This window comes from Vibrio sp. EA2 (genome assembly GCF_033042495.1).
Classification (GTDB): domain Bacteria; phylum Pseudomonadota; class Gammaproteobacteria; order Enterobacterales; family Vibrionaceae; genus Vibrio.
This window is the reverse complement of sequence record NZ_JAWLID010000010.1, coordinates 1-23,053: the sequence shown is the minus strand read 5'-3', so window position 1 is coordinate 23,053 and position 23,053 is coordinate 1. Positions and strand designations below refer to the sequence as shown.

The following is a 23,053-nucleotide window of genomic DNA, read 5'->3' as shown; positions in this document are numbered from 1 at the left end:
ACGGTTCTGATCGCATTGAAACCCACACAATTTCTGAATTTGTCAAAGTGAGTAAGGATGTACAACGATGACAACCCCCATAGATCTAACTCAAATTATTCATCAATGGCAATCTGGTAATAAACAAGCCGAAAGTGAGTTGTATCAGTTCGCTTACCTGCAATTGCGCAAAATTTCCCAACAGGAGCGAAAGAGAAACGCAGAAAAATACGGACCTGAAAATAAAGTATTAGTCGATAGCGTCAATAGCACCACAGCATTGATTCACGATGCCTACCTAAAAATATCCAACTACAACAGAAGCGATATTAAAACCAAGCGTGATTTCTTTTTGATGGTAGCCAAAGTCATGCGCCAAATTCTCACCGATAACGCTCGCGCTCAGCAGGCACAAAAGCGCCAACATTACACTGCGATGAACCAAGAAGAAGATCGCTTCGAACAGCTGATCATCATGGATAAGACCCTGGATAGCTTCAGTATCCGTTACCCACGACAGTCCAGTGCCTTAAAGCTTAAGTATTTGATGGGAATGAAAAGCCAAGAAATCAGCGAACTGCTCGAGTGCAGTGCGAGTTTGATTGAGAAAGATCTCAAATTCTCCCGCAGTTGGTTACAGTCCCGTTTGACATCGTAATAAAAAAGCACATGAAAAATAAGCCCACCCAGATTCACTCGTGTAACATCGCGCTGTGCGACACCTCGATAACTTAATAAAAAACAAAACAATTTTACGGTTTTTTAGCTAATTTTCGTGTCTTGAAAAACTCATCCTTTCGGACTAAAACATCGCCAATCATCACCCATCCGAAGGATGGAATGAACATATAAAAATAAAAATATAGTTCGAGACTATTTCAGAAAGAATCAAAACAAGGAGTCAATCAGAATGAATAAGGTTAGTATATTAGCAGCGTCAGTGGCAATCGCCCTTACCGGATGTGGCGGCTCTGATGGAGGTTCATCCGACGGCGGCACACCACCAACTCCGGGCGGCTTGATTATCACAGCTATTGATGGATACCTACAAAACGCTGAAGTCTGGGTAGATAAAGACGGTAACCTAAGCAATGGTTGTGAATTCAATACTGAAGAAGTAACCGATGAAAATGGTCAAGCAACCATCAGTAAAGATGACTACGCGGGTATGGATGTTTGTATCAAAGCAACCGCAGGAAAAACCATCGACAAAGACCGTGGTATTGTAGTGTCTGACTTCGTACTTGCTTCTCCTTCAAGTGATAGTGATCAGGTGATCGTCAACCCAATGACCAATATGGTTATTGAAAAGGTTAAGACGCAGCTAGCCAGTGACTCAGCTCTAGATGTGGTGGAAGCGAAAAAAGTAGCATCTAATGAGGTCGTTACTGCCGTAACACAGTCGGGTTTAACCGCGAGCGCTGAGATGATTTTCGGTGATTATATCGCTAGCGCAGAAACCTCAAATGATGCTAAAGCACTAAAAGTAATTGGTGAAACGCTGGTTGACCACCAAGTTCAACCTATTGAAAAGCAGCTAGAAATTACGACCAAAGTGGCCGAAAAAGCACAAGAGATTATCAGCAGTACCACACCTGAAGATATTGATAACTTCGCCCCAGCGGTTAATGTACCTAGCGATGGTGACGTTACTGTAGTGCAGAACAGCCGCCCTGTGGTAGAGACCGCTCTAAAACCTGTTACCATTCAACTTGGTGATACATTCTTCTCGATTAATGCCGCTGATTACTTCAGCGATGCGGAAGGCGATGCACTGACTTTCACCATGAGCGCTATTGGCGGTGATAAAAATGGTATCGATATTGATGACCTTGGCATGATCACAGGTACACCAGAAGCGGCTGGCGAGTTTATCTACCAAATCTTTGCTGAAGATGAGAAAGGTTCACTCTCTTATCCTGCGACCTTGACAGTAACTATTGAAACGCCAAATACAGCGCCAACGGTCAATGACACCACAAAAACAGACCTTCAAGCAGAAGTAAACGGCTGGCAGTGGGTGAAAGGAGAGCAACCACAAGACACCCTTAATATTTCAGCGCTATTTACCGATGCTGACTCAGATGTACTTTCATACAAAGTGGAAACCTCGCTGAGCAAAAATGGTGGTGTAGACACAGGCTTTCAGGTGCTTGTAGATGACAGCGGTACGATTTCATTCGACGGTCCAGTGCCACATGTTGCCAATGCGGGTGCGGAGCATATTTATGTGTACGCGAACGACGGGGTGAATTCTGAAGACGCTTTAGTTACCTTTGCGCTACCGCAAATCGCAGAGGGAACGGTGGTTGAGCCAGCATTGCACCCACTGGAAGGCAAAACTTGGTACCGTCTAGAGCATGGTGGTGGCACAGATGCTGTATCGTTCAATTACTCACGTATCTGGTGTGATTCACTACGATTTGAAGACGGTAAAGTATCAGGTAACTACCGAGACTTAACCAACCTTACTCAGTGTGGTGAGATTGCCGCAGAGTCTTTCTCGAGCGGTACCTACACAGTGCAAGGTGACAAACTAATTGCAACCTTTACTGGTGAAAACGGCGAACCTGAAACAGCAGAGCTAACCATTAGCGATGCCAGCGAAATCTCAAGCGGCGCGAAGTCTTTGCAATGGAAGTATTTAGAAGATGGCGTAGAGCAGAGTGAACTGTATACGTTATTCAGCAACAAAGCCGATGCGGAAGCACGTATCCAGATTCAGTCAGACGATATCTCTGATGACCGTATGTTCCCAATGACGCTACCAACCGCAATTGAAGGTCAATATGCAACAGGTAAAGCGTCTGTGTCACTGCTAGAGAATAGCAACACTGGTGATAGCGGTGCGATGGACGCTAACCTGATTCTAGAATTCGATAATCAAGACTTTACCTGTGCTGATGTGGCCGAGTTTTACCGTAGCATTAAATTCACAGGCGAAGGGTTAGGAGCTGGTATTGCTTCAGTCAATCCTTCCACTGGCGGGTTTGAGTGTTACAACAAAGTTGAAAACAATATCACCCATGCAGCCATCGATTTCGACTTACCAGCATTGACGGTAGGTAACGTGTACAGCTTTGTGGGTAAAGTCAAAGAGAGCCAGGGAGCTTATATTGAAGCCGTGAAGTTCAACGTAACTTGGACAGGCACTGGCAACAACGAATAACAATGCCTCCCCCAAGCACCAAGCCCCGACTTACGGGGCTTTTTCTTTAGTACGCTAGACCATCACTTCACACACATCACATTCAGTAGCGAAGTACCAGTCAATTGATTAGGTTCACGATCGGTAAACAACCCTTTCTTACCTTTACCCCAATACGGGAGTTGCAGCGGCCAGTCATTCTTTTCCATCACACCTGACGCTCTTAGTCTCTTAAACTCTTCAGACGTCGCCAACGACATGTCTAATTGCTGGCATATTTGTGCTGCGTTGTTATAGCTGAGGCGATTCCATGGTTTGCCATATTCCATGTAAAACTGGTTATGGTTCTCAATCAGATAAGGCACGACATAGGTTTGCCCCTGCAGCACGGTGGTTAGCCGAACCACAATGTCATCATTGTTTGAGGCTCTTTTGACTGACTTACTATTCGCCACAGGTTTGGTTGCAACAGGCTTAGCTGTGACAGCTTTTGGTTTAGGGGCAACCGTCGTATTTTCAACCGCTGGTTTCGTCACAGCCTTGGCTTGCTTCGACGATGAGGAACTCCGCTTCTCAACCACACGAATAAACGCCTCGCTGTAATTGGGTAAGGTTTTTACCCGGCGTAATTCAGCTGCCGCCTTCGCTGGATCGGTATACGGACCAATCAGACAACGGTAGCCGTTCGATTCTGATTTCATCCAAACATCCGTAGTGATTTGGTTGTAGAGGGGTTTAGATTTGGCCAGTGACATCGGCTTTGGCAGCAAACCACATTGAATCCAATAGAAATCACTGCCACCCTGCGGCACTTTCTTTCCCCATACTCCTTTTCCAATAGGGCAGGTTTGCTCAAGCCTTGGCAGCGCTTTGTCGCTGGCCTGAGTCGCCTGACAAAGAAATTCTTCAGCCAACACGGCTGGAGAAAACTGTGCGCAAACCATGACCAAGCCTAAGCTGAGGCTTAATTGGATACGTCGAGATGAGTGTTGTGCCTTCTTCAATTCCATACGCTTCACTCTAAACTAGTGGGTAAGGTCATTATGGCGAAAGACCGCCAAAAATCGGTGAACAAGGAATAACTAGCAAAAAAAGAGCCGGAAATTCATCCGGCTCTTAGTTTAGGAAGGAATTAAGCGATTTAACAACACTTAATGTTTAGATTCTTAACCTTTATACAGTTTCGGGTTAAATACATCACGTAACCAGTCACCCAGAAGGTTGATTACCAGTACCAATGTAACCAACACAATGCCAGGGAAAGCAGTGATCCACCAGGCGCCTGAGAAGATGTAGTTAAAACCGATACTGATCAGCGCACCCAGAGATGGCTGGTCGACTGGCAGACCCAAACCCAGGAATGATAGCGCCGCTTCCGACATGATCGCGTTTGCTACCTGAACCGTCGAGATAACCAAGATTGGTGATAAACAGTTAGGCAAGATATGGCGGAACATAATACGTGGCGCTTTAAAGCCCATTACACGTGCTGCTTCTACGTACTCTTTTTTCTTCTCCGCCAGGACCGATGCACGGATAGTACGTGCGTACTGCGGCCATTCTGCCACACCGATGATAACCACCAGCATGACCACCGCATATTGGCTATAGAAGTCACTACCAAAGCTGGCTTTGAAAATCGCCGAAACGATGATAGCCACCATCATGGTTGAGAACGAAAGCTGAACATCGGCAAAACGCATAAGGAAGCTGTCGATGCGGCCACCAAAGTAACCGGCTGACAGACCAATGATGATCCCCAGAATTAACTGTAAACCAACTGCCAGAAAACCGATGGTCAGTGATAAGCGCGAGCCATAGAGGATCGTCGATAATATGTCACGACCTTGCTCATCCGTACCCAGAACAAAACGCTCATCGCCTTCTTCCATCCACGATGGTGGAAGTTCAGAGTCCATAATATCGATTGATGTCAGGTCATACGGATCGGTTGGTGCCAGAACAGGTGCCGCTAGTGCTAAAACCAAGAACACCATAAATACGGTGAAACTTGTCATCGCGACTTTGTCACGCTTAAAGTAGTACAGAAAATCTGACTTTTTAAAACGCTGCCACGCTGAAGGAACGGCTTCAGGAGCAGCAACTTGATTTGATTGGCTCATGATTAAGCTCCTTTCCCGGTTAGGTTCACTGTTGGGTTGATGATGCCATACAGCAAGTCAACGATGGTATTGGTTACCACGAAGATCAGACCAACAAAAATAACGTAGGCTGTGATTAGCGGTGTATCAACACGGTTAATCGCCTCAAGGAAAAGGAAACCCGTACCCGGCCATTGGAATACCGTTTCGGTTAGGATGGTGTAGGCCACCATAGTACCAATTTGCACACCACCCACTGTCAGTACTGGCAGCATGGTGTTTTTCAGTGCATGTTGGTAATAAATCTTGTGTAAGTTCAGGCCTTTCGCTTTGGCGAACTTAATGTACTCAGAGCTCAATACTTCCAGCATTTCTGAACGAACCAGACGAATGAACAGCGGCAGCATGATAGAAGCCAGAGAAATACATGGCAGGATCAGGTGCTTGATTCCATCAAGGGTAAATAAGCCAGACTCCCAACCGAGCAGGTTCGATGTCTCACCCCGCCCGTAGGAAGGCAGCCAGCCGAGCTCAATGGAGAAAACGTACATCAGCATGATTGCGGTCAGGAAAACCGGAATCGAGATGCCGACACTACTCATCGCCATAACAAATTTGGTAAAGATACTTTTCGGGTGAATCGCGGAATACACCCCAAGTGGTATTGAGAAAGCAATAATAATGAGCGTCGCGCCAAACACGAGCTCCAGTGTTGCTACCAGCTTGTCAAGAATGACATCAACCGCTGGGCGCTTGAAAAAGTATGACGTACCTAAATCACCTTGCAGTGCATTACCAACAAAGCGAGTGTACTTTGTGATAAAGGGATCGTTCAGGCCCAGTTCATCACGCAGCGCTTGACGCTCCGACTCCGAAACCGACTGACCTACAAGCTCACGCAGCGGGTCACCCAGGTTGTCCTGAATGGCAAACGCCACCAAACTGATCACAAACATCACTATCAGTGCCTGAAACAGGCGCTTGACCAGAAACGAAAACATTCCTTGCCCCTTAACTATCCATAGATCTCTAAATTTAGAGAGAAAATTCAGTCTTTAAACGGGCTCAGTCCGACTGAAATAAAACTGAGCCTGGTATTAAGCCCCACAATAATTCACTTGTTGTGGGGCTCATTCTGGAGGGAACGAATCCCTTCCTAATCACGACTCAATGTGATTATTCAACCACTAGGTCGCCAAAGTAAGGCATAACCATTGGGTTCACGATGTCTGCTGCTTTCACGTTAGACTTCGCGCCCCACGCTTCACTTTGCCAGTGTAGCGGTACAAATGCTGCGTCGTTGTATAGCGTTGCTTCTACACCTTGTAGCATTTCTGCACGTTTCGCTGGGTCTGTTTCAACGTTAGCGGCTTCTACTACTTTGTCCATTTCTGGGTTTGAGTAGTGACCACAGTTGTACTGACCACGGCCTGTTTCTTCGTTACGAGTCATGGTTAGGAATTCGTTGAAGTTCGCAGAATCTTCAGTATCTGAGTGCCAGCCGATCATCAGCATGTCTGCTGAACATAGGTCGAACTCAGGCCAGTATTGCGCTTTAGGCATTGTCTTCAGATCAACCTTGATGCCGATCTTAGACAGCATCGCCGCCGCTGCTTGTGCTACTTTCGCATCGTTCACGTAACGGTTGTTTGGCGCAATCATGGTTAGCGTCAAGCCGTCTTCGTAGCCCGCTTCTTTCATCAGCTCTTTGGCTTTCTTCAGATCGTAGCGAGGAACTAACTTGTCGTTATGACCAACGTAACCTGCCGGGCTTTGCTGACCAGCTGCCGTTGCGAAGCCTTTCATGATTTTCTTCACGATGCCTTCGTTGTTGATCGCATGAACAATCGCCTGACGAACGCGAACGTCTTTCAACGCTTCGTTGCTATTTTGGTTCATTTGAAACGTGATGATACGAGTACCAGGTAATGTAACCAGATCGATACCTTCAGCATCTTTCACACGTTGGTGATCGTTTGGCGCAACTGGGTGAATCATATCTACGCCGCCAGAAAGTAATGCTGCAACACGAGTCGCATCTTCTTTGATCGGTACTAGCGTTAGCTTATCAACGTTACCTTTTGACTCTTTGTCCCAGTAATCAGCGAAACGCTCAAATTCTACTTTTACGCCCTGTTCACGTGATGTCACGATGAATGGACCAGTACCTGAAACGTGAGTTGATGCAAATGAGTTACCGTGCTTCACTAACTCAGATTTGTCTTTGCCGTCTTCTGTCTTACCTGTGTAGAACTTGCTGTCCATCGGGAAGATGTACGTCGCCGTTTGCAGCACAAGTGGGTAAGGACCTTTAGTTACAAGATCAACCGTATTGTCATCAACTTTAACGATTTTTTCGTACGGTTCGAAGATAGATTTAAAGTCTGGAGAGTTTTTCAGACGCTCAAATGTCCATACAACGTCATCTGCCGTCATTGTGTTACCAGAGTGGAACTTCACACCTTCACGCAGTTTAAAACGTACTGTTGTATCGTTAATACGCTCCCAGCTTTCTGCCAGGCGAGGTTCAAAGTCCATTTCCTGAGTGAAACGAACCAGTGGGTCAAATACCATGTGTGACATTTGCAGTGTACCGCCAGATAACTGCTCGTGCGGGTCAAGCGATACTGGGTCAGCAGCATAGCCAACTTTAATGTCTGCTGCTAACGAGTTAAAACTTAGTCCCGCCGCGATTAGCGCCACTGCTAATTTGCTTTTCATGGTTTTCATTTGCATAACTCCTTCATGCTGGGATCAAAGTCCCTTGTTGTTGTGTTTGCGTCTGCTTTTATTTCAAGATCAGCCAAGCGAAAAGCTTGGTTTATGCCGATTTAATCTCTTCTCTTAGTCCGGTAAATTCTGGCATCAGAGAGATCAGTTTCTTACTGTATTCATGCTGAGGATCGGTAAACAGCTGCTCTGTTGGAGCCACTTCAAGTAGCGTACCCATCTGCATTACACCGACTCGGTCACACATCTGACGAATTACCGGTAAGTCGTGACTGATAAACAACATAGTCAAGTTCAGCTCACTTTGCAGATCTTTCAGCAAGTTAAGAATCTGTGCCTGTACCGAAACATCCAATGCAGATGTTGGTTCGTCACAGATTAAAAGACGGGGCCTGGTTGCCAGTGCACGCGCAATAGAAATACGTTGACGCTGACCACCAGAGAATTCGTGCGGATATTTCAGACCAGCCATACGCCCTAAACCAACGTGATCAAGCAAGTCGTTAACGATTTGGCGTGTTTCTGATTCGTTTTTAGTTAGCTTATGGAACCGAATTGGCTCGGCAATAATATCAGCAACCTTCATACGAGGGTTCATTGAGGTGTAAGGGTTTTGGAACACCATCTGCATTTGACGACGCATTGGGCGACGCACTTTTTCCGACTTCATCGCCGTCAGATCGATGCCTTCAAATTTCACTTGGCCAGAGTTTGGCTGGTACAAGCCCGCAATCACGCGCGCGATAGTCGACTTACCCGAGCCTGACTCACCCACCAGACCAAACGTCTCACCTTCATGCACTTCAAAACTGACGTTATTCGACGCTTGAACATACTCGCGGCGACTTTCAAACAAAGAATCTTTCGTCACAAATCTTAGGTTAACGTTTTTCACGTCCAACAGCGGACCGGTGTACTCACGTTGATCCTGGCTTTGTCCTAACCAGTGGTTCTTAATGTCTAGCGACTTCATTTCTGTCGCTTCTTCGATGTAACTCACCAGAGGGAAGCGGTCGAGCTTTCTGTCTGAGCGTGGCACCGCTGAGATCAAACTACGAGTATATGAGTGATCTGGGTTACCCAGCACTTTTGCTGTCGGGCCAAATTCAACCAGATCACCACGGTACATAACTGCAACACGGTCAGTGACATTCGAAACCACGCCCATATCGTGCGTAACCAGCATACAACCGACGTTGTTTTTGACGCACAACTCCCGAATCAGGTTCAGGATTTGGTCTTGGATTGAAACGTCCAGAGCCGTCGTTGGCTCATCGGCAATGATCAGCTCAGGCTCACCTGCCAGAGCAATGGCAATAACCACACGCTGACGCATACCACCGGAGAATTGGTGAGGATACTGTTTGAGACGGTTTTCCGGTTGAGGGATGCCCACTTGCTGCATCAGAGAAAGTGCACGCTGATAAGCCTCTTCATCCGACACCTTCATATTGGCATGAATGGTTTCTTTAAGCTGCTGCTCAACCGTAAACAGAGGGTTAAGTGAGGTCATTGGGTCTTGGAAAATAAAGCCTATTTTCGAACCACGAACCTTACGCATCGCTTCCGGGGATAAACCAGAAATCTTTTCGCCATCCAGAAATACGTCGCCACTAGCAACGCGACCCGGAGGACTAAGCAAATCAATAACAGCGTTACCAACGGTGGATTTACCTGCACCTGATTCGCCAACAACACCCACAATCTCACCACGTTCAATTTGGAACGAAAGAGATTTCACGGCTGCGTGAACACCGTGTCGGGATGGATATTCAATACGAAGGTTTTTCACTTCTAATAGTGACATTTCAGACCTCTACTACCTTGTCTGTGTGGCATTGAATCACGCCCTCCTGGGACGCTATTCCTCGCCTGAATGAATCCGTTCAAATTCAGAATAATACTCTGAAATTTTAATGCGGACACAATTTGGCAAAAATCACACAAAAAAGCAACAATTAAAGTATTTTCCGCCATAAAAATGTTAATTGAGCGCATATTTGGCGAATAAAAATGCATTAACAAGTATTTAACCATTTTCATATCAACCTATTTTTGTGCGCTATGCACCAAAAAAATCAGGAAAATGCTCTAGATTTAGGCAAAAAAGCAACATCCGCTACGACCGCATTATTCATGGGTAATTATTAACATTTAGCAAACAATATCTGGCATGAAATCGATCTCTTAGGCATAAAACTCCATCTAAAAATAGTAGAGAGAGATAAAAAACCAAGCCTCAACAATACTAGCCAGAGGTAAAACGTGAGCAGTGCTACAAAAAAGATTAATATTCTATTTTAGGTCAATTATTCAGATTTGGTGGTTAAACGCACAACGATTGAGACTAAAAATGGTCCATCTAGGTTTTAATAGAGTCAGATCAGCTGGCCCTATCATGCTGTGGTTTTAAGGCTTTACGATACTAGCGAGCATGAGATAATAGATTAAATAGAAGCCCCAGTAGCAAAGTTGTCAATGATAGGAGCCCCTGTGCTGAAAGCGATTTTTTTTGATATGGACGAGACTTTATGTGGCACATCTCAGGCCGATAAAGTGGCAGGACAAGCGTTTGCAACTTGGATGAAAGAAACCTATCCACAGCTCGCGGATTCTAATGCCTTCTTACAACGCTACTTACAAGGCGTGTATAAAAAGCTCAATGCAGAGTTCCCTCAGCTTGTAGCCTTGCTACCGGATGAAAATGCATTCCGTTGTGGCCTGATAAAAACCATCCTTGCGGAACAAGGTATCGAAATAAGCGCAGAGCAAGCTCAACAGGCGCAAAGTTTTTTTGATTCTGCACGTATGAACGCCTTTTCCTTCCTACCTGGGGTAAAGGAGATGCTGGTTGAACTGCGTCATCACTACACTCTCGTCGTGATTACTAACGGCCCGATCTTCTCTCAGCACCCTAAATTAGCCGCAACCAACATGAGTGAATGGGTCGATCACATTATTGTTGGTGGTGAAGAACCTGAAGAAAAACCAGCGGCAAGCATCTTCCGCAAGGCTCTTAAGCTAGCAGAGGTTAAACCAGAAGAGGCGCTTCATATCGGTGACTCTTTAGCAGCAGATATTGCAGGCGCTAACAATATGGATATTCTCAGCGTTTGGGTGAACCCAAAAGGCGCTAATAATCAAACGGATATTGAGCCAGACTACGAAGTAAAAGACACCGTAGAGCTAAAAGAAATCCTCAAAACACTCGCGCAATAGCTAGGTAAAAAGGGCCTAGGTTCTAGAATCCTAGGTCCTAGGGCCTTTCAAACGCAAAAAAGCCGCAACATTTCTGTTGCGGCTCTTTTAATAGTGGTCGGTGAAGAGGGATTCGAACCCCCGACCCTCTGGTCCCAAACCAGATGCGCTACCAAGCTGCGCTATTCACCGAGCATGTATTCTTTAAAGAAAGAATGGGGTGGCTAACGAGACTTGAACTCGCGACAACCGGAATCACAATCCGGGGCTCTACCAACTGAGCTATAGCCACCATCAAATTGTCATGTTTACCGCTTATTGTAAGCCATAAACTAAATAGTGGTCGGTGAAGAGCGTGATTTAAACATCAGACGAACCCCCGACCCTCTGGTCCGCTATTCTCAAGAAATGAGATGCGCTACCAAGGTGCGCTATTACCAGATTGACCCATAATAGCTAAATAGTGGTCGGTGAAGAGGGATTCGAACCCCCGACCCTCTGGTCCCAAACCAGATGCGCTACCAAGCTGCGCTATTCACCGACTTATGTTTTATCTCGACTCTAAATCAAGACAGGAAGCAATGCTACCTTGTTCTCTCTAAAAAAGAAAGAATGGGGTGGCTAACGAGACTTGAACTCGCGACAACCGGAATCACAATCCGGGGCTCTACCAACTGAGCTATAGCCACCACTGATTTTTACCGACTTATCCTCCGGGGGAATGGTACGCCCGAAAGGATTCGAACCTTCGACCTTTGGCTCCGGAGGCCAACGCTCTATCCAACTGAGCTACGGGCGCATGCCCTATCGGCGGAGTGGAATAATACGGATATCACACTATGTCGTCTAGTACTTTTTTTACTTTTTTTATCGTTTGGTCTCTTTTTCGACAGTTATCCTTCTTTAAAGTGAATTTTTGATGTGATTCACGCCCTGTCATGGATAACTTGTTGTTTAATGCAACAAGCTATCGGGATATAATCACTCATTATTTACATTGATTTAACAGCTGCAACCAAGTTGTCTAATCATTCTATGCCATTGAAGTGGTTTTATCGGGCTTCTTTAATCGGTATCAATACTCTAACTATATAAATAGGTAAGTCACTTACCTCGGGAATGTGAAGTGGGTTTAATGGATATGTCTCGACAAATGATTAGCGTTTTGTTCGCTGCCTTAACGTTTTCTACGGCAGCTTTAGCTTCTGACATCAGCCAAAGTGAATACGATGCGATCGCAGAACGCATCAAACCTGTCGGCGATGTTTATCTAGCAGGCTCTGAGCCTGTAAAAGCAGAACCAACTGGTCCTCGTGATGGCGCAACAGTTTACGGTACTTTTTGTATTGCTTGTCACGCATCTGGTGTAAATGGTGCGCCAAAGATTGGCAATGCTGATGAGTGGGCACCTCGTATCGCTCAAGGTAAAGATGTACTAGTTAAACACGCACTTGAAGGCTTCAACGCGATGCCAGCAAAAGGGACGTGTATGGACTGTTCTGATGACGAGATCATCGCAGCTATCGATCACATGATTGAAGGCTTGTAATTCAGCTTTATTCAAGGCGTTAAAAGAGAAAGGCTTGCCATTTGGCAAGCCTTTTTATTTGCTGTTTAAGCGAGTGAGATAATGTTACTTCTTAAACATCGCGCGTAAGTTGGCGATGTGCGCCTGGCCTTTCGCCATTCGCTCTTCTTGCGATACGGGCTTTTTGTTGACTTCCCACTCCACATCATCAAACGGAAGTTCATCAAGGAAGCGGCTCTGAGTAGGCTTAATTAACTCACCAAACTGACGACGCTCCTTACACATCGTAAACGTCAGCTCTCGCTGAGCACGAGTAATACCCACGTACATCAGGCGGCGCTCTTCTTCCACGTTGTCTTCATCAATACTGGTTTGATGCGGCAATATGCCTTCTTCCGACCCAATCAGATAAACATAAGGAAATTCCAGACCTTTTGACGCATGCAATGTCATCAGCTGAACCGCATCACTGTCTTCGTCCTCTTCCCCACGCTCCATCATGTCACGCAAGGTCAGGCGCTGAACCACCTCTTTCAACGTCTTCTCTTCTTGATCGTAATTATCACCTTCCAAATCAGCCACAATCCAGGAATAGAGATCTGATACGTTCTTCATCCGCATCTCAGCCGCTTTCGGGCTCGTGGAGGTTTCGTACAACCAGTCTTCGTAATTAATATCACGCACCAATGAACGTACCGCCGCCACGGTATCGCCTCTTTCCGACTGATCGGCAATCGCCACTAACCATTGAGTAAAACGACGCAAGTTTTCCAGTCCCCGGCCCGTTAAGTGCTGCTCGAGTCCCATTTCAAAACTGGCTTCAAATAAGCTCTTGCCGCGCATATTGGCGTAACTGCCGAGTTTTTCTAACGTTACAGGACCAATTTCACGTCGAGGCGTGTTTACAATGCGTAGAAAGGCGTTGTCATCGTCCGGGTTCACCAATACTCGAAGATACGCCATGATGTCTTTGATCTCTGCACGAGCAAAGAATGAGGTGCCACCCGAAATTTTGTATGGCACGCGGTTTTGCATCAGCGACTTTTCAATGAGGCGTGATTGGTGGTTACCACGATACAAGATCGAGTAGTCTCGGTACTCCGTACGATTAAGGAACTTGTGCGCAATCAGTTCACCCGTGACGCGCTCCGCCTCATGTTCTTCATTTTTCGCCAACAGCACTTTAAGCTTTTCACCATCTGGGATCTCTGAGAACAGTGACTTCTCGTACACGTGCGGGTTGTTGGCGATGAGTATGTTGGCAGCGCGAAGGATACGACTGGTAGAGCGATAGTTTTGCTCTAGCTTAATCAGGCGCAAGTTCGGGTAGTCTTCACCCAATAGCACCAGGTTCTGTGGCTTCGCACCACGCCATGAATAAATAGACTGGTCGTCATCCCCTACTACAGTTAGGCGACCACGCTCACCGACAATGAGTTTGACCAACTCGTATTGGCTGGTATTGGTATCTTGATATTCATCTACTAACAGATAGCGGATGCGGCTCTGCCAACGCTGACGCACGTCTTCATTAGTACGTAACAACAGTACTGGCATCAGAATCAAATCATCAAAATCGAGCGCGTTGTACGCTTTCATCTGCTTCTGATACATGTCGAAGCAGAAGGCAAACAGCTGTTGTTGCTCACCTTTCGCCTGAGCTTTCACCTGCTCTGGCGTTAGCATGTCATTCTTCCAGTTAGAGATGGAACTCATCAGCTGACGCAGCAGATCTTTATCGCCGTCGAGTTGCTTTTCCGTTAGCTCTTTGAGTAACGCGAGTTGGTCTTGATCATCAAATAATGAGAAGCCGGCTTTTAAACCAAGCTGCTTGTACTCGCGCTTTATAATGTTCAAGCCCAAGGTGTGGAAGGTTGACACCATCAAACCTTTAGACTCGGCTTTTCCTAACGTCTGACCAACCCGCTCTTTCATTTCTCGAGCGGCTTTATTGGTAAACGTTACCGCTGCAATATTTCGCGCTTTGTAGCCACATTGCTGAACCAAATAAGCAATTTTATTGGTGATAACACGAGTTTTACCCGAGCCCGCACCAGCCAACACCAGACAGGGACCAGATACATACTTTACGGCTTCATCTTGACTAGGGTTCAGCTTCATAGGATTTCTCAGCGGGTAATAAACGTGGCGCCTATGATAATAGTGAGTCTGACCGATTACCACGTTTATCAGTCTTCAAGACCTAGGTTGATAAATTCCATGTATGCCAAAGTAAAAAATAAATAACTTTTTATTGCACAAGTGTACAGCCTTAAGTTTATAATGAATGAACGTTCATTCACTAAAAGTGGCTCTATGTCGAGTAACACAACTTTAGATAAAAAAGCTCAGATTCTTTGTGCGGCGGAAAAACTGATTGCTGAGCTGGGTTTTCAGGGGTTTTCGATGCAAAAGCTAGCCAAAGAAGCGGGGGTGGCGGCTGGCACTATCTATCGTTACTTTTCCGATAAGAACCACCTTTTAGACGAAGTAAGATTAAACGTCGCAAAGCGCATTGCTGCAGAAGTTCAAGCAGGCGTAAGCGAAGACATGTCCTTAAAAGAACGTTATACAAAAATGTGGCTTAACATCTGGTGTTTAGCTGGCTCAAATGTGGACACGTTGAACAATAGGGTTCAATATCAATCCCTACCTTATGCAAGCAATAGAGTAACGCTGGAACGAGAGCGTAAAATGTTTGATCAGGTAGAAAAGCTATTTGACCAAGGTAAAAAGCAAGGTGTGTTTAAGCCACTCGACAACATGATCCTTTCAGGGCTTAGTTTCGAGGCGACCGTTGCCCTCGCTCGACACCATGCCTTAGGTTTTTATCAACTGGACGAAGCAGCCATAGAAGCCGCTATTGAGGCCAGTTGGGATGCAATCATTCAACACTAATTGGAGTTCTGACCAGAATGAAAAAGTGGACTTTCTTTATGTTACTTATCGCCGTATTGCTGTTCGGCAGCGTGATAGGTTTCAACTTATTTAAGCAACAGAAGATTGCTGAATATATGGCGAATCGCCCGGAGCCTGACTTCCCGGTAACCGTAACTGAAGTACGATCAGTTGATTGGGTACCAGTAATTGAGGCGATTGGCTTTATCGAGCCAAACCAAGGGGTGACCGTTGCGAACGAAACAAGTGGCGTCATCGACCAAATCGCTTTTGAATCTGGTGCTCAAGTAAAAGAAGGCCAAGATTTGGTGCTTCTTGATTCAGCTGTAGAGAAAGCCAACCTAAAAAGTGCGCAAGCGAAGCTGCCAGCAGCCGAAGCGAAATACAAGCGTTATCAAGGTCTTTACAAAAAAGGCTCTATTTCTAAAGAGTCTTATGATGAAGCAGAAGCGAATTACTTTTCTCTTAGCGCGGACATCGAGAGCTTAAAAGCAGCGATTGACCGTCGTGAAATCAAAGCGCCATTTTCTGGCGTTGTCGGTATTCGTAATGTTTACCTGGGTCAGTACTTGCAAGCCGGTACCGATATTGTGCGTCTTGAAGATACCAGCGTCATGCGTCTACGTTTCACAGTGCCGCAAACTGATATCTCTCGTATCCATATCAGCCAAGCAGTGGATATTTTTGTCGATTCGTATCCAGAAATCGCCTTCAAAGGTTCCATTACCGCGATTGAACCAGCGGTTAATGTGCAAAGTGGTCTGATCCAAGTACAAGCGGATATCCCAAATAACGACGGTAAATTACGTAGTGGTATGTTCGCACGTGCGAATATCATCCTACCTAAACTTGAGAACCAGGTGACTCTGCCACAAACCGCCATTACTTACACACTCTACGGTGACAGCATTTACATCGTCTCTGAACAAGATGGTGAAAAGCGTGTAACACAGCAAGTGGTTAAAGTAGGTGAACGTACAAAAGACATCGTACACATTCTTGAGGGCGTGAAGCCAGGTGATGTGGTGGTGACCTCAGGTCAGATTCGTCTGAGTAACCACGCGAAAGTCCGTGTCGTAGAAAGCGATGCAACGACTCCACCAACTGAAACACCAATGCTGTAATCGGAGGCTTCATGCGCTTTACTGATGTTTTTATTAAACGTCCAGTTTTAGCGGTATCAATCAGCTTTTTGATCGCATTGCTTGGTCTGCAAGCAATCTTCAAAATGCAGGTTCGTGAATACCCTGAAATGACGAATACGGAAGTAACGGTTTCGACCAGTTACTACGGTGCCAGTGCCGACTTAATCCAGGGCTTTATAACTCAGCCTTTGGAGCAAGCCGTCGCACAGGCAGACAATATTGACTACATGACGTCTCAATCGGTACTTGGTAGTTCAACGATCACGGTAAAAATGAAGTTGAACACCGATCCGAATGCGGCACTCTCGGATATTCTGGCAAAAACCAACTCGGTTCGCTCTCAGCTACCGAGAGAAGCGGAAGACCCTACCGTTACCATGTCGACCGGTTCGACAACGGCGGTGCTGTATATCGGTTTTACCAGTGACGAGCTGTCTTCAAGTCAGATCACCGACTACCTTGAACGTGTAATCAACCCGCAGTTGTTTACCGTTAACGGCGTGTCGAAAGTTGACCTCTACGGGGGTATGAAATACGCACTGCGTGTGTGGCTGGACCCTGCAAAAATGGCAGCGTTTAACTTAACCGCGACCGACGTAATGGGCGTACTGAGTGCCAACAACTACCAGTCAGCTACAGGTCAGGCTATCGGTGAGTTTGTCCTTTATAACGGCAGCGCGGATACACAGGTATCCAATGTTGATGAGTTGAAGAACCTTGTTGTTAGCAACAATGATGGCAATGTGACTCGCTTAAGCGATATTGCCAAAGTGACACTAGAGAAGAGCCACGACTCGTATCGAGCCAGTGCAAATGGTCAGGAGGCGGTGGTTGCCGCGATTAACGCAGCACCAAGTGCCAACCCAATCAATATCGCCGCAGACGTACTTGATCTATTACCTCAGCTAGAGCGTAATTTGCCTAGTACGATCAAGATGAATGTGCTTTACGATTCGACTATCGCAATTAACGAATCCATTAACGAAGTAATCAAAACCATCGCTGAAGCTGCAATCATCGTACTGATTGTGATTACAGTGTTCCTAGGTTCATTCCGTGCGGTAGTGATTCCTATCGTGACCATTCCACTCTCTTTGATCGGAGTGGCAATGGTGATGCAGTCAATGGGCTTCTCCTGGAACCTGATGACGCTACTGGCGATGGTACTGGCTATCGGCTTGGTGGTGGATGATGCGATCGTTGTATTAGAAAACGTTGACCGACACATCAAGCTTGGGGAATCGCCATTCCGAGCGGCCATTATTGGTACGCGCGAAATCGCGGTGCCCGTTATTGCGATGACGCTGACCTTAGGTGCGGTATATGCGCCAATTGCTCTGATGGGCGGTATCACCGGTTCATTATTTAAAGAATTTGCGTTAACCCTAGCAGGTGCCGTATTCGTATCGGGGATTGTGGCACTAACCCTGTCTCCGATGATGTGTTCAAAAATGCTTAAAGCTAACCAGAAGCCAAGCAAGTTTGAACTGAAGGTCCACAGCGTGCTGGATCGTATGACGGGACGTTACGCAAAAATGCTAGGTGCGGTCATGCAACATCGTCCGGTTGTGATCGGTTTTGCGTTGATTGTATTTGCCAGCTTACCAATGCTGTTCAAGTTTATCCCAAGTGAACTGGCGCCATCGGAAGATAAAGGTGTGGTTGTATTGATGGGTACTGCGCCATCTAATTCAAACTTAGACTTTATCCAGAATACCATGAACCAAGTAAACAACATTCTGTCTGATCAGCCAGAAGTTCAGTTTGCACAGGTGTTCTCAGGTGTACCAAACTCTCACCAAGCGTTCGGTATTGCCTCTATGGTGCCTTGGAGTGAGCGTGAAGCAAGCCAGGCAGACGTAACGGGCCGTGTAGGCGGATTGGTTGCCGACGTACCGGGAATGGCGGTTACCGCTTTCCAAATGCCTGAGTTACCAGGTGCGGGTAGTGGTCTGCCAATTCAGTTTGTTCTGACCACACCAAACGCGTTTGAAAGTTTATTCTCTATCGCAACCGACGTATTGACGGAAGTGAAGTCCAGCCCAATGTTTGTTTACTCGGATCTTGATCTGAACTACGACTCAGCGACGATGAAAATCAACATCGACAAAGACAAAGCGGGCGCATACGGCGTAACCATGCAAGACATCGGTGTGACACTGAGCACCATGATGGCAGATGGCTACGTAAACCGTATCGACCTTAATGGCCGCTCTTACGAAGTTATCCCTCAGGTAGAGCGTAAGTGGCGTCTAAATCCAGAGTCGATGAACAACTACTACGTACGTGCAGCTGACGGCAACGCGGTTCCACTGAGTAACCTCGTGACGATTGACGTGATTGCAGAGCCACGCTCACTGCCTCACTTCAACCAGCTGAACTCAGCAACGGTTGGTGCGGTACCAGCTCCGGGCACAGCTATGGGTGATGCGATTAACTGGTTTGAGAATATCGCTGAAACGAAACTGCCAAGCGGCTACAACCATGACTATATGGGTGAAGCTCGTCAGTTTGTTACTGAAGGTAGTGCGTTATACGCGACATTTGGTTTAGCACTAGCGATCATCTTCTTGGTCCTGGCGATTCAGTTTGAATCTGTGAAAGATCCACTAGTTATCATGGTGTCGGTACCACTGGCAATTTGTGGTGCGTTGATTGCGCTTGCTTGGGGCGCGGCATCAATGAACATATACTCTCAGGTTGGTTTGATTACTCTGGTTGGTCTTATCACCAAGCACGGTATCTTGATCTGTGAAGTGGCGAAAGAAGAGCAGTTGCACAACAACCTGGGTAAAACAGAAGCAGTTATGGAAGCGGCGAAAGTTCGTCTGCGTCCTATTCTGATGACTACAGCAGCGATGATCGCGGGTCTTATCCCACTGATGTACGCAACTGGTGCAGGTGCAGCTCAGCGCTTTAGTATCGGTATTGTAATCGTTGCTGGCCTGGCGATTGGTACGCTGTTTACCCTATTCGTACTGCCTGTTATCTACAGCTACTTAGCTGAAAAACACAAACCACTTCCAGTGTTTGTGGAAGACAAAGATCTGGAAAAGTTGGCCCGTGTAGATGAAGCAAAAGCGGCACAACGAGGTTTAGCGGACAACCACTAATTCCCTATCAAGCTAAAAAGGTCACTTCGGTGGCCTTTTTTATTGCCTTGCGTTTGCCGTACCTATCTCGATTTTTTGCATTCCAACTAGCGACTTTCCCGTATCAATTACTTAAAATGAGCACAAATCAAAAGGAGTTTTAGCCACTATGTTTGACCCAAAGAAATTAGAGCAAGTCGCCAAGCAGATTCATGACTCTATGCCAGCGCCAGTGAAAGAGCTAGGTGCGGATGTTGATCAGAAAGTTCGCCAGGTGATTCAAGGTCAGCTTAACAAGCTTGATGTTGTCAGCCGTGAAGAGTTTGATGTGCAGACTCAGGTTCTACTGCGTACTCGCCAGAAGCTAACTGAGATGGAAGCAAAGCTGGCCGAGCTTGAAGCGAAGCTGGCAGAAAAATAAACATCGTCTTCCGTTAAGAAGTAAAGGCTGACACTTAGGTGCCAGCTTTTTTATGTTCAAACTAAATGAGCTATATAAACAAAAAAGGCTTGGTCAACGGCGACCAAGCCTTTTGATTAGATGTTGTGTTTTGTATTTATTGACCCCAGTCTGTCTGGAGTTCTTTTACAGCGTTACTTTAGAATAGGTAACTTATACAGTATTAGCCACCAACAGCGATGCGCTTCATATCAGTCATGTAACCACGCAGCTCTTCACCGATGTACTCAACCGGGTGGTTGCGAAGCTTTTCATTAACCGCGATAAGTGTTGCATTATCCACTTGGTTTGAAGTCTCACCTAGGCCTTTACCGATAACATCAGTACCTACTGAAGGCATGAACTTTTCACGTAGTAGCGGCGTTGCTACATTTGCAAATAGGTAGTTACCGTATTCCGCAGTATCAGAGATTACTACGTTCATCTCGTACAGACGCTTACGTGCAATTGTGTTTGCGATTAACGGTAGTTCGTGTAGTGACTCGTAGTACGCTGACTCATCGATGATGCCTGATGCAGTCATTGCTTCGAACGCTAGCTCAACCCCTGCGCGAACCATTGCAATCATTAGAATGCCGTTGTCGAAGTACTCTTGCTCAGAGATTTCAACGTCACTTTCTGGGTAGTTTTCAAATGCTGTTTGACCTGTTTCTTCACGCCAGCCTAGTAGGTTCACATCGTCGTTCGCCCAGTCAGCCATCATCGTGCTAGAGAAGTGACCAGAAATGATGTCATCCATGTGCTTGTTGTAAAGCGGACGCATTAGATCTTTTAGCTCTTCAGAAAGCTCAAACGCTTTGATTTTAGCTGGGTTAGACAGACGGTCCATCATGTGCGTGATGCCACCGAACTTCAGTGCTTCTGTTACTGTTTCCCAACCGTACTGCAGTAGTTTACCGGCGTAACCTGGGTCGATACCTTCCGCAACCATCTTCTCGTAACATACGATAGAACCTGCTTGTAGCATGCCACATAGGATAGTTTGCTCACCCATTAGGTCAGATTTTACTTCTGCAACGAAAGAAGACTCTAGACAACCTGCACGGTGACCACCAGTTGCTGCTGCCCATGCTTTTGCGATTTCCAGACCATCGCCTTTAGGGTCATTCTCTGGGTGAACCGCAATCAGAGTTGGAACACCGAAACCACGTTTGTATTCTTCACGAACTTCAGTACCTGGACACTTAGGTGCAACCATTACAACTGTTAGGTCTTTACGGATTTGCATACCTTCTTCAACCACGTTGAAGCCGTGTGAGTAACCTAGTGCAGCGCCTTCTTTCATTAGAGGCATTACTGTCTCAACAACGTTAGAGTGCTGCTTGTCTGGAGTTAGGTTAACAACAAGATCCGCTTGAGGGATCAGATCTTCGTAGCTGCCTACATTAAAGCCATTATCTTTTGCGTTTTTGTATGACTGACGTTGTTCATCGATTGCTGCCTGACGAAGTGCGTATGACACATCCAGGCCAGAATCACGCATGTTTAGACCTTGGTTCAGGCCTTGAGCACCACAACCTACGATGACAACTTTTTTACCTTTTAGGTAGTCTGCTTCTGAAGCAAACTCACTGCGGTCCATAAAACGACAACGACCTAGTTGGTCCAATTGCTCACGCAAGTTTAGAGTATTAAAATAGTTAGCCATTAGGGTGCTCCTTTAAGATTCTTCCGTAGAGGTCGGTATTAGTCTTACCGAATGAGTTCATACTAGAACAGACATTTGATTGCTTAAAGTGATATATTCACAATTAGTAATTGCAAAAAGTGCAACACGGTAATTTCATGAATATAAAAACCATCCGACTGTTCCTTGATATCTGTGACAGCAAGAATTTTAGTAAGACAGCAGCAACAATGCACGTCAGTCCATCCGCTTTGAGTCGTCAGATTCAAAAACTAGAAGAAGAGATAGGCCACCCGCTTTTTGTCAGGGACAACCGGAGTGTGGAGTTAACACCCGCTGGCGAGAAATTTCAGCCGGTAGCCATGAAGATGGTTCATGACTGGACGCAATTCCAATCTCAAATAAATGTGCAAGACGATGTTCTGAAAGGTGAGGTTCGATTGTTCTGCTCCGTCACCGCCAGTTATAGCCACCTACCTCAGCTGCTCAACTCATTTCGCTTAAAACATCCCTTTATTGAGTTCAAATTACTGACTGGCGACCCAGCTCAGGCTATCGATAAAATAATGAATGATGAGGCCGACATAGCGATCTCAGCAATGCCAGAGTACCTTTCATCCAAAGTAGAATTCACCACCATCAGTGAAATTCCCCTCTCGGTAATAGCGCCCATAGGTATCAGCTCGTGGGTTGAAGAGCTACATAAAGAGCAGCCCGACTGGAGCAAGATTCCTTTCATTGTGCCTGAGTCAGGTACCGCTAGGGACAGAGCCAATGCCTGGTTTAAGAAGATGAAAATTAAACCCAACATCTACGCGCAAATTTCCGGTCATGAAGCCATTGTCAGCATGGTGGCATTAGGTTGTGGTGTCGGAATCGCGCCTGATGTTGTGATTAATAACAGCCCTGTACGAGATAGCATTCAGCGTCTCTCGTTTGCGCCAATTAAACCATTTCAACTCGGTGTGTGCTGTAAAAGGTCCCAGCTTGAAAACTCATTAGTCAAAGCGTTATGGGAGTTAGCAGAAGGAAGCTTTATTGCTCAATAATCACCATGCAAGCCATTCAATAAAGACCTAATGTTCGAGCATTTAGGAAAGTATAGATAGCAAAAAAGCCCGCTATTTCTAGCGGGCTTTTTTGCAA

General features: G+C 46.0%; 17 protein-coding genes and 5 tRNA genes. 9 read left to right on the top strand and 13 right to left on the bottom strand.

Annotation, left to right across the window (positions count from 1 at the left end):
- The first annotated feature begins 67 nt into the window (after positions 1-67).
- Positions 68-637 carry an ECF-type sigma factor gene (locus RXX31_RS17870; RefSeq protein ID WP_317591027.1) on the top strand — a complete coding sequence of 190 codons (570 nt, stop codon included), beginning with the start codon at positions 68-70 and terminating at the stop codon, positions 635-637.
- Between the two features lie 252 nt (positions 638-889).
- Complete coding sequence (locus RXX31_RS17865; RefSeq protein ID WP_317591026.1) at positions 890-3,148, top strand: hypothetical protein; 2,259 nt, start codon at positions 890-892, stop codon at positions 3,146-3,148.
- A gap of 62 nt (positions 3,149-3,210) precedes the next feature.
- Here RXX31_RS17865 and RXX31_RS17860 read toward each other — a convergent pair whose 3' ends face one another.
- The 6 genes from RXX31_RS17860 to RXX31_RS24850 form a co-directional block, all read right to left on the bottom strand.
- Positions 3,211-4,137 carry an SPOR domain-containing protein gene (locus RXX31_RS17860; RefSeq protein ID WP_317591024.1) on the bottom strand — a complete coding sequence of 309 codons (927 nt, stop codon included), beginning with the start codon at positions 4,135-4,137 and terminating at the stop codon, positions 3,211-3,213.
- Positions 4,138-4,293: 156 nt separating this feature from the next.
- Positions 4,294-5,250 (bottom strand): ABC transporter permease, encoded by a 957-nt coding sequence (locus tag RXX31_RS17855; RefSeq protein ID WP_317591023.1) that lies wholly within the window; start codon positions 5,248-5,250, stop codon positions 4,294-4,296.
- Positions 5,251-5,252: 2 nt separating this feature from the next.
- The gene (locus RXX31_RS17850; RefSeq protein WP_317591022.1) at positions 5,253-6,230 is read right to left on the bottom strand and encodes an ABC transporter permease; all 978 of its coding nucleotides are present in this window, start codon (positions 6,228-6,230) and stop codon (positions 5,253-5,255) included.
- A gap of 175 nt (positions 6,231-6,405) precedes the next feature.
- A complete protein-coding gene (locus tag RXX31_RS17845) occupies positions 6,406-7,959 on the bottom strand; it encodes an ABC transporter substrate-binding protein (RefSeq protein WP_317591021.1) in 1,554 nt (517 codons plus the stop codon).
- 91 nt (positions 7,960-8,050) lie between these two features.
- Positions 8,051-9,766, bottom strand: a complete 1,716-nt coding sequence (locus RXX31_RS17840) for an ABC transporter ATP-binding protein (RefSeq protein WP_317591019.1) — start codon at positions 9,764-9,766, stop codon at positions 8,051-8,053.
- Complete coding sequence (locus RXX31_RS24850) at positions 9,754-10,002, bottom strand: hypothetical protein (protein ID WP_411197988.1); 249 nt, start codon at positions 10,000-10,002, stop codon at positions 9,754-9,756. The genes RXX31_RS17840 and RXX31_RS24850 overlap by 13 nt, the downstream gene beginning before the upstream one ends.
- A 450-nt stretch (positions 10,003-10,452) precedes the next feature.
- Here RXX31_RS24850 and RXX31_RS17835 point away from each other — a divergent pair, with 450 nt between their 5' ends.
- Positions 10,453-11,178, top strand: a complete 726-nt coding sequence (locus tag RXX31_RS17835) for an HAD-IA family hydrolase (RefSeq protein WP_317591018.1) — start codon at positions 10,453-10,455, stop codon at positions 11,176-11,178.
- Between the two features lie 94 nt (positions 11,179-11,272).
- On the opposite strand, the gene RXX31_RS17830 is transcribed toward RXX31_RS17835, so the two are convergent.
- The 5 genes from RXX31_RS17830 to RXX31_RS17810 form a co-directional block, all read right to left on the bottom strand.
- Positions 11,273-11,349, bottom strand: a tRNA-Pro gene (locus tag RXX31_RS17830).
- A 24-nt stretch (positions 11,350-11,373) separates the two neighbouring features.
- Positions 11,374-11,449: transfer RNA gene (locus RXX31_RS17825), tRNA-His, on the bottom strand.
- 172 nt (positions 11,450-11,621) lie between these two features.
- Positions 11,622-11,698 (bottom strand) — tRNA-Pro (locus RXX31_RS17820).
- Positions 11,699-11,770: 72 nt separating this feature from the next.
- A tRNA-His gene (locus RXX31_RS17815) sits at positions 11,771-11,846 on the bottom strand.
- A gap of 33 nt (positions 11,847-11,879) precedes the next feature.
- Positions 11,880-11,956, bottom strand: a tRNA-Arg gene (locus RXX31_RS17810).
- A gap of 336 nt (positions 11,957-12,292) precedes the next feature.
- Here RXX31_RS17810 and RXX31_RS17805 point away from each other — a divergent pair.
- On the top strand, positions 12,293-12,706 hold the full coding sequence (locus RXX31_RS17805) for a cytochrome c5 family protein (RefSeq protein WP_317591016.1): 414 nt from the start codon (positions 12,293-12,295) through the stop codon (positions 12,704-12,706).
- Positions 12,707-12,790: 84 nt separating this feature from the next.
- On the opposite strand, the gene rep is transcribed toward RXX31_RS17805, so the two are convergent.
- Entirely contained in the window at positions 12,791-14,806 is a 2,016-nt protein-coding gene (rep, locus tag RXX31_RS17800) for a DNA helicase Rep (RefSeq protein ID WP_317591015.1), read from the bottom strand.
- Positions 14,807-15,001: 195 nt separating this feature from the next.
- Between rep and RXX31_RS17795 the strand changes: the two genes are divergently transcribed.
- The 4 genes from RXX31_RS17795 to ubiK all read left to right on the top strand — a co-directional run bounded on the left by RXX31_RS17795 (position 15,002) and on the right by ubiK (position 20,241).
- A complete protein-coding gene (locus tag RXX31_RS17795) occupies positions 15,002-15,583 on the top strand; it encodes a TetR/AcrR family transcriptional regulator (RefSeq protein WP_317591014.1) in 582 nt (193 codons plus the stop codon).
- A 17-nt stretch (positions 15,584-15,600) separates the two neighbouring features.
- Positions 15,601-16,707, top strand: a complete 1,107-nt coding sequence (locus tag RXX31_RS17790; protein WP_317591013.1) for an efflux RND transporter periplasmic adaptor subunit — start codon at positions 15,601-15,603, stop codon at positions 16,705-16,707.
- A gap of 11 nt (positions 16,708-16,718) precedes the next feature.
- Positions 16,719-19,841: a multidrug efflux RND transporter permease subunit gene (locus RXX31_RS17785; protein WP_317591012.1), complete on the top strand. Its 3,123-nt coding sequence runs from the start codon at positions 16,719-16,721 to the stop codon at positions 19,839-19,841.
- A gap of 148 nt (positions 19,842-19,989) precedes the next feature.
- A complete protein-coding gene (gene ubiK, locus RXX31_RS17780; RefSeq protein WP_317591011.1) occupies positions 19,990-20,241 on the top strand; it encodes a ubiquinone biosynthesis accessory factor UbiK in 252 nt (83 codons plus the stop codon).
- Positions 20,242-20,443: 202 nt separating this feature from the next.
- Here the strand turns inward: ubiK and ilvC are convergent, their stop codons facing one another.
- The gene (gene ilvC, locus RXX31_RS17775) at positions 20,444-21,928 is read right to left on the bottom strand and encodes a ketol-acid reductoisomerase (protein WP_317591009.1); all 1,485 of its coding nucleotides are present in this window, start codon (positions 21,926-21,928) and stop codon (positions 20,444-20,446) included.
- A 137-nt stretch (positions 21,929-22,065) separates the two neighbouring features.
- Here ilvC and ilvY point away from each other — a divergent pair, with 137 nt between their 5' ends.
- Positions 22,066-22,956 (top strand): HTH-type transcriptional activator IlvY, encoded by an 891-nt coding sequence (gene ilvY / locus RXX31_RS17770; RefSeq protein WP_317591007.1) that lies wholly within the window; start codon positions 22,066-22,068, stop codon positions 22,954-22,956.
- Positions 22,957-23,053 lie beyond the last annotated feature (97 nt).

What these genes read in the sequence shown, in the direction of transcription:
- RXX31_RS17855 (WP_317591023.1), bottom strand. Translation starts at nt 5,250, where the DNA reads ATGAGCCAATCAAATCAAGTTGCTGCTCCTGAAGCCGTTCCTTCAGCG.
- RXX31_RS17850 (WP_317591022.1), bottom strand. Translation starts at nt 6,230, where the DNA reads ATGTTTTCGTTTCTGGTCAAGCGCCTGTTTCAGGCACTGATAGTGATG.
- RXX31_RS24850 (WP_411197988.1), bottom strand. Translation starts at nt 10,002, where the DNA reads ATGAAAATGGTTAAATACTTGTTAATGCATTTTTATTCGCCAAATATG.
- RXX31_RS17785 (WP_317591012.1), top strand. Translation starts at nt 16,719, where the DNA reads ATGCGCTTTACTGATGTTTTTATTAAACGTCCAGTTTTAGCGGTATCA.
- RXX31_RS17870 (WP_317591027.1), top strand. Translation starts at nt 68, where the DNA reads ATGACAACCCCCATAGATCTAACTCAAATTATTCATCAATGGCAATCT.
- rep (WP_317591015.1), bottom strand. Translation starts at nt 14,806, where the DNA reads ATGAAGCTGAACCCTAGTCAAGATGAAGCCGTAAAGTATGTATCTGGT.
- ubiK (WP_317591011.1), top strand. Translation starts at nt 19,990, where the DNA reads ATGTTTGACCCAAAGAAATTAGAGCAAGTCGCCAAGCAGATTCATGAC.
- RXX31_RS17840 (WP_317591019.1), bottom strand. Translation starts at nt 9,766, where the DNA reads ATGTCACTATTAGAAGTGAAAAACCTTCGTATTGAATATCCATCCCGA.
- RXX31_RS17845 (WP_317591021.1), bottom strand. Translation starts at nt 7,959, where the DNA reads ATGAAAACCATGAAAAGCAAATTAGCAGTGGCGCTAATCGCGGCGGGA.
- ilvC (WP_317591009.1), bottom strand. Translation starts at nt 21,928, where the DNA reads ATGGCTAACTATTTTAATACTCTAAACTTGCGTGAGCAATTGGACCAA.
- RXX31_RS17860 (WP_317591024.1), bottom strand. Translation starts at nt 4,137, where the DNA reads ATGGAATTGAAGAAGGCACAACACTCATCTCGACGTATCCAATTAAGC.
- RXX31_RS17805 (WP_317591016.1), top strand. Translation starts at nt 12,293, where the DNA reads ATGGATATGTCTCGACAAATGATTAGCGTTTTGTTCGCTGCCTTAACG.
- RXX31_RS17790 (WP_317591013.1), top strand. Translation starts at nt 15,601, where the DNA reads ATGAAAAAGTGGACTTTCTTTATGTTACTTATCGCCGTATTGCTGTTC.
- RXX31_RS17795 (WP_317591014.1), top strand. Translation starts at nt 15,002, where the DNA reads ATGTCGAGTAACACAACTTTAGATAAAAAAGCTCAGATTCTTTGTGCG.
- ilvY (WP_317591007.1), top strand. Translation starts at nt 22,066, where the DNA reads ATGAATATAAAAACCATCCGACTGTTCCTTGATATCTGTGACAGCAAG.
- RXX31_RS17865 (WP_317591026.1), top strand. Translation starts at nt 890, where the DNA reads ATGAATAAGGTTAGTATATTAGCAGCGTCAGTGGCAATCGCCCTTACC.